This is a genomic window from Stenotrophomonas sp. HMWF023 (assembly GCF_003060985.1).
Lineage (GTDB): Bacteria > Pseudomonadota > Gammaproteobacteria > Xanthomonadales > Xanthomonadaceae > Stenotrophomonas > Stenotrophomonas lactitubi.
This window is the reverse complement of the sequence record NZ_QAIJ01000334.1, coordinates 1-10,020: the sequence shown is the minus strand read 5'-3', so window position 1 is coordinate 10,020 and position 10,020 is coordinate 1. Positions and strand designations below refer to the sequence as shown.

The following is a 10,020-nucleotide window of genomic DNA, read 5'->3' as shown; positions in this document are numbered from 1 at the left end:
ATTCCGGATTGGCCGACAGGAACAGATCGGTGCCGAACGGCTTCACGTATGGCCAGGTTGGCTCACCGGCGGTGAACGTCGCGCGGATGATGCCCAGCCCGTAGTGCTGGATGGAATTGAAGATGCGCAGGCCGGTATCGGCTGAGTTGCGCGACAGCAGGATCACTTCCACGCGCGGGTTCTCGGGGCTGGCGCCCTGGTTCAGCGCCAGCAGCTTGCGCACCACCGGGAAGGCCACGCCCGGCCCGAGGATGTCGTCCTCGTGCTGGCGCTGGTACTCGGCATAGGCGGCCACGCCATCGCTCTCGAACAGCGCATGACTTTCTTCCAGGTCGAACAACGCTCGCGAGGTCACCGCGACGGTCAGCAAACGGGGGGAGTTGTCGCCCATCGGTGGGGTCCTTCAAGCGGTCGGCAGTGCCGGCCGCCTATTGTCGTCAAAAAACGAACTGTTCGCTCAGGATCCGGTCTTCCAGGTTGTGCTCCGGGTCGAACAGCAGGGTCACCCGGTGCTCGCGCGACTCACGGATCGTCACTTCGACCACATCGCGGGTCTCGTGCGAATCGGCGGTGACGCTGACCGGACGCTTGTAGGGATCGAGCACGCGGAAGCGCACTTCGGTGTCGGCCTTGAGGATGGCGCCGCGCCAGCGCCGCGGGCGATACGGGGCCAGCGGCGTCAGGGCGATGGTGTGCGAGCCCAGCGGCAGCACCGGTCCATGCGCCGAGTAGTTGTAGGCGGTGCTTCCGGCCGGGGTTGCCACCAGCACACCATCACCGATCAGTTCGCCCACCCGCTCCTGGCCATTGAGGTCGATGCCGATATGCGCCGCCTGCCGGGTCTGCCGCAGCAGCGAGACGTCGTTGTAGGCCAGCGACCCGGTGGTGGTGCCCGATTCGGTCAGTGCCACCATTTCCAGCGGCCGCAGGTGGGCCGGCTCGGCACGGGCGATACGCGCGTGCACGTCGTCGTCGCCACGGTACTGGTTCATCAGGAAACCCACCGTGCCCAGCTTCATCCCGAATACCGGCTTGCCCAGGTGTCCGTGACGATGCAGGGTCTGCAGCATGAAGCCATCGCCACCGAGCGGACACAGCACGTCGGCCTGGTCGGGCGCGTGGCCGCCATAGCGCGAGACCATCGCTGCGCGGGCCATCTGCGCAGGTTCGGTGGTACTGGCCAGGAAAGCGATGCGGGGGGTGTCGCTCATCGGTGGATCCGGGGGAAGGCGTGGTGGAGAGCATAACCGAGCGCCGCTGCGCTCGCCGGGCATGGCCCGGCGCTACCTGCTCCGCCGTACATCGGTAGCGCCGGGCCATGCCCGGCGGTCGTCCGCAAGAAAAAACGGCCCCGCTTTCGCGGGGCCGCTCCGGTTCACGCATGCCAGGCATGGCCTGGCACTACTTCACTTACGCGCCGTGGGCAGCGAGCTGACCCAGGCGCTGGACTGCGACCGAAACCGTCGGGTAGTCCAGGGTCTTCTGCTCGGCCAGTTCCGCCAGCATCGCCAGGGTGAAGCGCAGGCTGCTGTCGTCACGACCGATCCATGCAGCCACCTTGGCTTCAGCGGTGCTGCCCTTGGTGGCCAGCACCTGGCCAGCCAGGCTGCGGTGGTGTGCGGCCAGTTCGTCGCGCAGCACGCCACGTGCCACCGCGTGCCAACGGCCGTTGACCTCCAGCGCGTCGATCTGCTCGAACAGCCACGGCAGCTGCAGGGCGTCGCCCAGGCGGAAGTGGATCTTGGAGACATCCACCGGCTTCAGCTTGCGGGTACGGGCCAGTTCGATGATGTCGAACGCCGGTTCCAGGAAGTGCAGTTCGGCAAGCTGCTGTGCCAATGCCGACGGCAGGCCCTTTTCCTTCCACTCGGCCACCAGGGCCTCGTAGGTCGGACGCTGCGAATCGGGCAGCACACCCGAAGCAACACGGATGTCGTTGAACGGACCCTGGTAGCGGTCGACCGCCTCGGTGATGCCCGGCATCGGGCCCGGGCGCGACAGCAGCCAACGCACGAACGAGCGCTGCAGCTTCCAGATCACTTCCAGTGCATCGATCTGCACCGACTCCGGCAGGGTGCCGTCGAGGGCGTCGATCTGCGCCCACAGCGCGCGGGCATCCAGCGTTTCGCGGCTGATGGTGTAGGCCTTGGCGACCTCGGCAATGGAGCGGCCGGTGTCTTCCTGCATGCGCATCAGGAAGGTGGCGCCCATGCGGTTGATGGTCTGGTTGGTCACGGCCGTGGCGATGATTTCGCGCTTCAGGCGGTGACGCTCCATCGCGTCGGCGTACTTCTTCTGCAGCGGGGTCGGGAAGTAGCGCTGCAGTTCCTTGGACAGGTACGGATCTTCCGGGATGTCCGAATCCAGCAGCTGGGCGAACGCCACCAGCTTGGAATAGGACAGCAGCACCGACAGCTCCGGACGGGTCAGGCCCTGGCCGCGCGCCTTGCGCTGGGACAGCTCGGCATCGGACGGCAGGAACTCGATCTGGCGATCCAGCAGGCCCTGCTGTTCCAGCGTACGGATGAAGTGCTGCTTGGAACCCAGGCGCTTGACCGCCATCCGCTCCATCAGGCTCAAGGCCTGGTTCTGGCGGTAGTTGTCGTTGAGCACCAGCGCAGCGACTTCGTCGGTCATCGACGCAAGCAGCTTGTTGCGCTGCTCGACGGTCAGCTTCTTGGCCCGCACCACATCGTTGAGCAGGATCTTGATGTTGACTTCATGGTCGGAGGTATCCACACCGGCCGAGTTGTCGATGAAGTCGGTGTTGAGCAGCACGCCCGCCTGGGCGGCTTCGATGCGGCCCAGCTGGGTCATGCCCAGGTTGCCGCCCTCGCCCACCACCTTGCAGCGCAGCTCGCCACCGTTCACGCGCAGGGCGTTGTTGGCGCGGTCGCCGACATCGCTGTGCTGCTCGCTGGCGGCCTTGACGTAGGTACCGATGCCACCGTTCCACAGCAGGTCGACCGGTGCCTTCAGGATCGCGCTCATCAGGTCATTCGGCGACAGCGCCTTGACGCTCTCGTCCAGGCCGAGCACCTCACGCACCTGCGGGGTGATCTCGATCGACTTCAGGCTGCGCGGATACACGCCGCCGCCCTTGCTGATCAGCTTGGCGTCGTAGTCCGCCCAGCTCGAACGCGGCACGGTGAACAGACGCTCACGTTCGACGAACGTGGTCGCTGCATCCGGGTTCGGGTCCAGGAAGATGTGGCGGTGATCGAACGCCGCCAGCAGGCGGATGTGGCGCGACAGCAGCATGCCGTTGCCGAACACGTCGCCGGACATGTCGCCGACGCCGACCGCGGTGAAGTCCTGGGTCTGGCTGTCACGGCCCAGTGCACGGAAGTGGCGCTTGACCGACTCCCACGCGCCGCGCGCGGTGATGCCCATGCCCTTGTGGTCGTAACCGACCGAACCGCCGGAGGCGAACGCATCGCCCATCCAGAAGCCGTGCGCGATGGCCAGGCCGTTGGCGATGTCGGAGAAGGTCGCGGTGCCCTTGTCGGCAGCGACCACCAGGTACGGATCGTCCATGTCATGACGCACGACATCGACCGGCGGCACGATCTTGTTGTTGACGATGTTGTCGGTGATGTCCAGCAGGCCCTGGATGAACAGCTTGTAGCAGGCCACGCCGTTGGCGAAGATCGCATCGCGATCGCCGTTCCCCGGCGGCATCTTGGCGAAGAAGCCCCCCTTCGCGCCGACCGGCACGATGACGGTGTTCTTGACCATCTGCGCCTTGACCAGGCCCAGCACTTCGGTACGGAAGTCTTCGCGACGATCCGACCAGCGCAGGCCGCCACGGGCGACGGCACCGAAGCGCAGGTGGGTACCTTCCACGCGCGGGCCGTACACGAAGATTTCGCGGTACGGACGCGGCTTGGGCAGGTCCGGCACCAGGGCCGAATCGAACTTGAAGCTGATGACATGGCCGTGCTGGCCGTTGGCATCGGTCTGGTAGTAGCTGGTGCGCAGGGTCGCATCGATCACGCCCATGAAGGAACGCAGGATGCGGTCCTCGTCCAGGCTCGACACGCGGTCCATCAGCTTCAGCAGCGCTTCGCGCGCGGCCTGCATCTGCGCATCGCGGTCACCCTTGCGGGCGTCGACCACGGTCTTGAGCACCTTCAGGGTGGCCTCGTCGCCGGCAGCCAGCACATCGAGGTGGGCCTTCAGCTGCGCCTGACCAGTGGCGATGTCTTCCTTGCTTTCATGACCGGTGGCCGGATCGAAGCGGGCTTCGAACAGTTCGACCAGCAGGCGTGCCAGCAGTGGGTAGCGGGTGAAGGTACCTTCGACGTAAGCCTGCGAGAACGGCACGCCGGTCTGCAGCAGGTACTTGCAGTAGCCGCGCAGCATGGCGACCTGGCGCCAGTGCAGGCCGGCAGCCAGCACCAGGCGGTTGAAGGCATCGTTCTCGGCATCGCCGTGCCACACGCGGGCAAAGGTCTCACCGAAGGCTTCATCGACGCTGGCGGCATCGATCGCACCGGCGGTCGACTCGACCTCGAAGTCCTGCACGTACACCGGCGCGTTGTCCACCGACAGGCGGTACGGACGCTCGGCGATCACGCGCAGGCCCATGTTTTCCATCATCGGCAGCGCGTCCGACAGCGGGATGTCATCCAGCTGGCGATACAGCTTCAGGCGCAGGCCATCGCCGGATTCGCGCGGCACGGCCTGCAGGCTCAAACGCAGGTCGTCCGGGCCGGTCAGCGCATCGAGCTGGCTGACATCGTTGGCGGCAACGGCGGTGCTGTTGTCTTCGATGTAACCAGCCGGCAGCGCCTTGCCGATACGCGCAGCGATGCGCAGGCCTTCAGCTTCGCCGTGGCGGGTGACCAGCGCTTCGCGCAGGTCGTCCTGCCAGTTGCGCAGCACCTGGGCCAGCTTCTGCTCCAGTTCGGCGGTATCGACGTCGAGCATTTCGCCCGGCTTCGGACGCACGATCAGGTGCACCTGGGCCAACGGCGATTCACCCAGCACCACCGAGCTGTCCACGTACTCGCCGTGCAGTGCTTCCTTGAGCATCGCTTCGATGCGCAGGCGCACGTCGGTGTTGAAACGCTCGCGCGGCAGGTACACCAGCGCGGAAATGAAACGGCTGTACTTGTCGCGACGCAGGAACAGGCGGCTGCGCACACGCTCCTGCAGGCCCAGCACGCCCATCGCGGTGCGGAACAGTTCGTCCTCGCTGGACTGGAACAGTTCTTCGCGCGGCAGGGTTTCCAGGATGTGGCGCAGGGCCTTGCCGCTATGGCTGGAGCCAGCCAGGCCGGACTGCTTCATCACGTGTTCGTAGCGCTGACGCACCAGCGGGATTTCCCACGGGCGGCGGTTGTAGGCGCTGGAGGTGAACAGGCCAAGGAAGCGCTGTTCGCCGATGATCTTGCCCTTGGCGTCGAATTCCAGCACGCCGATGTAGTCCATGTAGCCGGCACGGTGCACGCGCGAACGGGCATTGGTCTTGGTCAGGATCAACGCGTCCTTCAGCCCGGACGTGGTGTTCAGGCCCTGCGCGGCCAGGGTCTTGACCGGACGTGCGGCCGACTTGTCCTTGCCGCGCATCAGGCCCAGGCCGGTGTCGTTCAGCGGCGCCAGCACGTCTTCCTTGCCCTGCTTCTCGACGCGGTATTCGCGGTAGCCGAAGAAGGTGAAGTGGTTGTCGGCGGCCCAGCGCAGGAATTCCTGTGCTTCCTTGCGCGAGGCAGCGTCGACCGGCAGCTGGCGGCTGCCAAGATCGTCGGCCAGCGCCAGCGCCTTGTCCTGCATCGGCTGCCAGTCGCGCACGATGGCGCGCACTTCATCAAGCGCCTTGTTGATGGCCTGCTCGATGTCCGCCATGGCTTCGGCCGGCTGGCGGTCGATCTCCAGCAGCATCACCGATTCCAGCTGGCCCTCGCCGACCTTGGTCAGCTTGCCGGCCTTGTCACGGGTGAAATGCAGCACCGGGTGGCCCAGCACATGCACGCCAACGCCATGCTCGGCCAGCGACATGGTCACGGTGTCGACCAGGAACGGCATGTCGTCGTTGATGATCTGCAGCACGGTGTGCGGCGATTCCCAACCATTGGCCTTCGCGGTCGGATTGAACACGCGGACATTGGCCTTGCCGGCCTTGCGGGCACGGGCGAATTCCAGCGTTTCGGCTGCGAGCGCGGCCCACTCCTCAGCGCTGTGGTGGGGGAACTCGTCCGCCTCCATGCGCTTGTAGAAATCGGCTGCGAATGCCACTGCCTCGGCCTGGGCGGCCGCGGGGTAACGCTTGCGCAAGGCCGTGTACACCGGCTCCAGGGAGAAACCAGCGGTCACTGCGACCTCCGACTCAACTGGTTTGCTTTTGTTTTTCACGGTCTTGGCTGCGGTTTTTTGCGGTTTCATGGCAGAGCGGCGCGCTTGCTCAGTTGGGAAAATGAAATTGTAGCCCTACCGCACGAAAAGGCCTTGCTGCAGGACGGAATAACCAGATTCGGGTTTGCTGCGGTTTAGACGCCCTATTCAGTTCGCACCGGTATGGGCATCGCCGTCGCACAGCGTTGCCGACAGGATCGGCAAAACGTGTTACCGGAAGACACATGCGGCAACATCGGCGCGATTCCACAATCCTGAACTGGACGGTATAGTCCACCGCGTGAATCCGGCCTACCTTCCTGTCGCCCTCGACGCGCGTGATGAGCGCGTGTTCGATGCCGTGCGCGAACTGCTTGCCCAACAGGGCATGCAGATGAGCATGGACGCGGTTGCCCAGCATGCTGGCTGCTCGAAGCAGACCCTGTACTCGCGCTACGGCAACAAGCAGGCCCTGCTGCGGCGGGTGATGCAGCGCCACGTCGGTCACGCGACCGGGGCCATGCTGCGTGCACTCCGCGGTGACGACCTGCGTGGCAGCCTGCTGCAGTTCGCCACCGACTTCCTGGAGCACTTCAACCAGCCTCACGTCGGCCAGGCCTGCCGCCTGATCGCCGCCGATGCAGCACAGTTTCCCGAAGAGGCGCGTACGCTGTACCGGCATGGCGCCGGCGCGTTGACGCTTCATCTTGCTGAATGGATTGAAACCGTTTGCAGTCGCGGTCTGCTGCGGCATGACGACCCGCACTTCATGGCCGAACTGCTGCTGAGCATGATCGCCGGTCAGGATTTCGACAAACAGCGCTTCCATACCCCCCATCGTGATGACGCAGCGTTGCGTCGGCGCTGGGCAGAGTTCTCCGTCGATGGCTTCCTGCGCGCGTTCGCGCCGCAGCCCTCGCCGGCCCCGTCTTCAAACCAACCCCGGAGTTCCTCCTGATGACCGCCCCACTCCGCACCCTTGCCTTGACGTGCGCCGTTGCTGTCGCCGTAGCTGCCTGCAAGAAGCCGGAACAGCCGACGCCCCCACCGCCGGAGGTGGGCGTGATCGACGCCAAGCCGCAGACCCTGCCGCTGCAGCGCGAGCTGGTCGGTCGCCTGTCGCCGTTCCGCAGCGCCGATGTGCGCGCCCGCGTACCCGGCGTGCTGCTCAAGCGCGTCTATCAGGAAGGCAGCGAGGTCAAGCAGGGCCAGACCCTGTTCCTGATCGATCCGGCACCGCTGCGCGCCTCGCTCAGCGCCTCCGAAGCCCAGCTGGCTTCGGCACGCGCGACCTACGCCAACGCCAAGGTTGCCGCTGACCGCGCCCGCTCGCTGGCACCGCAGAAGTTCGTGTCCAAGGCTGACCTGGACAACGCCGAGTCGGCCGAGCGCACCGCGCTGGCGGCGGTCAAGCAGGCCGAAGCCTCGGTGACCAGCAGCCGCATCAGCCTGGGCTATACCAACGTCACCGCCCCGATCAGCGGCGTGGCCAACAAGCAGCAGGTCACCGAAGGCGCGCTGGTCGGCCAGGGCGATGTGACCCTGCTGACCACCGTGGACCAGCTCGACCCGCTGTACGTGAACTTCTCGCTGAGCGTGGATGAACTGACCCAGCTGCGTGCGCAGCAGGCCAAGGGCACGCTGGCCCTGTCCGGCGACGGCAAGGCCACGGTCAACGTCAAGCTGGCCGACGGCAGCACCTACAGCGAGCCGGGCACGCTGGACTTCTCCTCGACCACGGTCGACCCGGCTACCGGCGCGGTGTCGCTGCGTGCGGTGTTGCCGAACCCGCAGAAGATCCTGCTGCCGGGCGCCTTCGTCAGCTTCCAGGCCAACCTGGGCGAGCGCAACAACGCTTACCTGGTGCCGCAGCAGGCGCTGCTGCGTGACACCACCGGCGGCTATGTGATGGTGGTCGGCGCCGACGGCAAGGTCGTCCGCAAGAACGTCAAGACCGACGGCGCGCAGAACGGCAACTGGCTGGTCAGCGAAGGCCTGGCCGCCGGAGACAAGGTGGTCGTCGCCGGCGTACAGAAGGTCAAGGAAGGTACGCCGGCCACGGCAAAGCCGTGGACCCCGGGCCAGGATGCCAACGGCAAGCCTGCCGCCGGCGCTGGTGCTCCGGGCGCGGCTGCCACGGCTCCGGCCAACGCCAAGGCACCGGCCAAGGCTGACCAGGCCGAGCCGGCCGCCACCGATTCGAACAAGCAGTAACGGGACCTTCCGTCATGCCTAAATTTTTCATCGAACATCCAGTCTTCGCCTGGGTGGTTGCGATCCTGATTTCGCTCAGCGGCGTGATCGCGATCCTCAACCTCGGCGTGGAGTCCTACCCCAACATCGCCCCGCCGCAGGTGACCGTCTCGGCCACCTACCCGGGCGCGAGCGCGGACACCACGGAGAAGTCGGTCACCCAGGTGATCGAGCAGCAGCTGACCGGTATCGATCACCTGCTGTACTTCAGCTCCTCGTCCGCGTCCAACGGCCGCGCCTCGATCACCCTGACCTTCGAGACCGGTACCGATCCGGACATCGCCCAGGTGCAGGTGCAGAACAAGGTCTCGCTGGCCACACCGCGACTGCCTTCGGAGGTCACCCAGCAGGGCGTGGTGGTGGCCAAGGCCAACGCCGGCTTCCTGATGGTGGTGGCGCTGCAGTCCGATACGCCGACCATCAACCGTGACGCGCTGAACGACATCGTCGGCTCGCGCGTGCTCGACCAGGTCTCGCGCATCCCCGGCGTCGGCAGCACCCAGCAGTTCGGTTCCGAGTACGCCATGAACATCTGGCTCAACCCGGAAAAGATGCAGGGCTATGGCCTGTCGGCCAGCCAGGTACTGGCGGCGGTACGCGCGCAGAACGTGCAGTTCGCCGCCGGTGCACTGGGCTCCGACCCGTCGCCGGAAGGCCAGCACTTCACCGCCACGGTATCGGCCGAAGGCCGCTTCAGCTCGCCGCAGGAGTTCGAGAACATCATCCTGCGGGCCAACGCTGATGGCTCGCGCGTGCTGTTGAAGGACATTGCCCGCGTTGCCTTCGGTGCCAACAACTACGGCTTCGACACCCAGTACAACGGCAAGCCCACCGGCGCCTTCGCGATCCAGCTGCTGCCGGGCGCCAACGCCCTGAACGTGGCCGAGGCCGTGCGCGGCAAGATGGACGAGCTGCAGCCCAGCTTCCCGTCCGGCGTCACCTGGTTCTCGCCGTACGACAGCACCACCTTCGTCAAGATCTCGATCCAGGAAGTGGTCAAGACCCTGTTCGAAGCGGTGTTGCTGGTGTTCCTGGTGATGCTGATCTTCCTGCAGAACTTCCGCGCCACCCTGATCCCGACGCTGGTCATCCCGGTGGCCCTGCTGGGTACGTTCCTGGGCATGTGGATGATCGGCTTCACGATCAACCAGCTGACCCTGTTCGCGATGGTGCTGGCGATCGGCATCGTGGTCGATGACGCGATCGTGGTGATCGAAAACGTCGAACGCATCATGACCGAGGAAGGCCTGGCGCCGAAGCCGGCCACGCAGAAGGCGATGACCCAGATCACCGGCGCGGTGGTGGCCATCACCGTGGTGCTGGCGGCGGTGTTCATCCCCTCGGCCCTGCAGGGCGGTGCGGCCGGTGAGATCTACAAGCAGTTCGCCCTGACCATCGCCATCTCGATGGCGTTCTCGGCGTTCCTGGCAC

Annotated in this window: 5 protein-coding genes and 1 pseudogene; 3 read left to right on the top strand and 3 right to left on the bottom strand. The window is 65.8% G+C overall.

Annotation, left to right across the window (positions count from 1 at the left end):
• The 3 genes and pseudogenes from DBR20_RS23575 to DBR20_RS20375 form a co-directional block, all read right to left on the bottom strand.
• Positions 1-331: pseudogene (locus DBR20_RS23575) on the bottom strand (5'-nucleotidase); the annotation flags it as partial.
• Between the two features lie 106 nt (positions 332-437).
• A complete protein-coding gene (locus tag DBR20_RS20380; protein WP_108268060.1) occupies positions 438-1,211 on the bottom strand; it encodes an NAD kinase in 774 nt (257 codons plus the stop codon).
• Positions 1,212-1,410: 199 nt separating this feature from the next.
• Positions 1,411-6,387 carry an NAD-glutamate dehydrogenase domain-containing protein gene (locus DBR20_RS20375; RefSeq protein WP_108268058.1) on the bottom strand — a complete coding sequence of 1,659 codons (4,977 nt, stop codon included), beginning with the start codon at positions 6,385-6,387 and terminating at the stop codon, positions 1,411-1,413.
• A 250-nt stretch (positions 6,388-6,637) separates the two neighbouring features.
• On the opposite strand from DBR20_RS20375, the gene DBR20_RS20370 reads away from it, so the two are divergent.
• The 3 genes from DBR20_RS20370 to DBR20_RS20360 all read left to right on the top strand — a co-directional run.
• Positions 6,638-7,294 (top strand): TetR/AcrR family transcriptional regulator, encoded by a 657-nt coding sequence (locus DBR20_RS20370; protein WP_025876846.1) that lies wholly within the window; start codon positions 6,638-6,640, stop codon positions 7,292-7,294.
• Complete coding sequence (locus DBR20_RS20365) at positions 7,294-8,550, top strand: efflux RND transporter periplasmic adaptor subunit (protein WP_108268056.1); 1,257 nt, start codon at positions 7,294-7,296, stop codon at positions 8,548-8,550. The genes DBR20_RS20370 and DBR20_RS20365 overlap by 1 nt, the downstream gene beginning before the upstream one ends.
• A gap of 14 nt (positions 8,551-8,564) precedes the next feature.
• A partial coding sequence (locus tag DBR20_RS20360; RefSeq protein WP_181393137.1) for an efflux RND transporter permease subunit occupies positions 8,565-10,020 on the top strand: 1,456 nt, incomplete at its 3' end.

Bases quoted from the DNA above. Each gene is read 5' to 3' on its own strand.
- DBR20_RS20380 (WP_108268060.1), bottom strand. From the start codon at position 1,211: ATGAGCGACACCCCCCGCATCGCTTTCCTGGCCAGTACCACCGAACCT.
- DBR20_RS20375 (WP_108268058.1), bottom strand. From the start codon at position 6,387: ATGAAACCGCAAAAAACCGCAGCCAAGACCGTGAAAAACAAAAGCAAA.
- DBR20_RS20365 (WP_108268056.1), top strand. From the start codon at position 7,294: ATGACCGCCCCACTCCGCACCCTTGCCTTGACGTGCGCCGTTGCTGTC.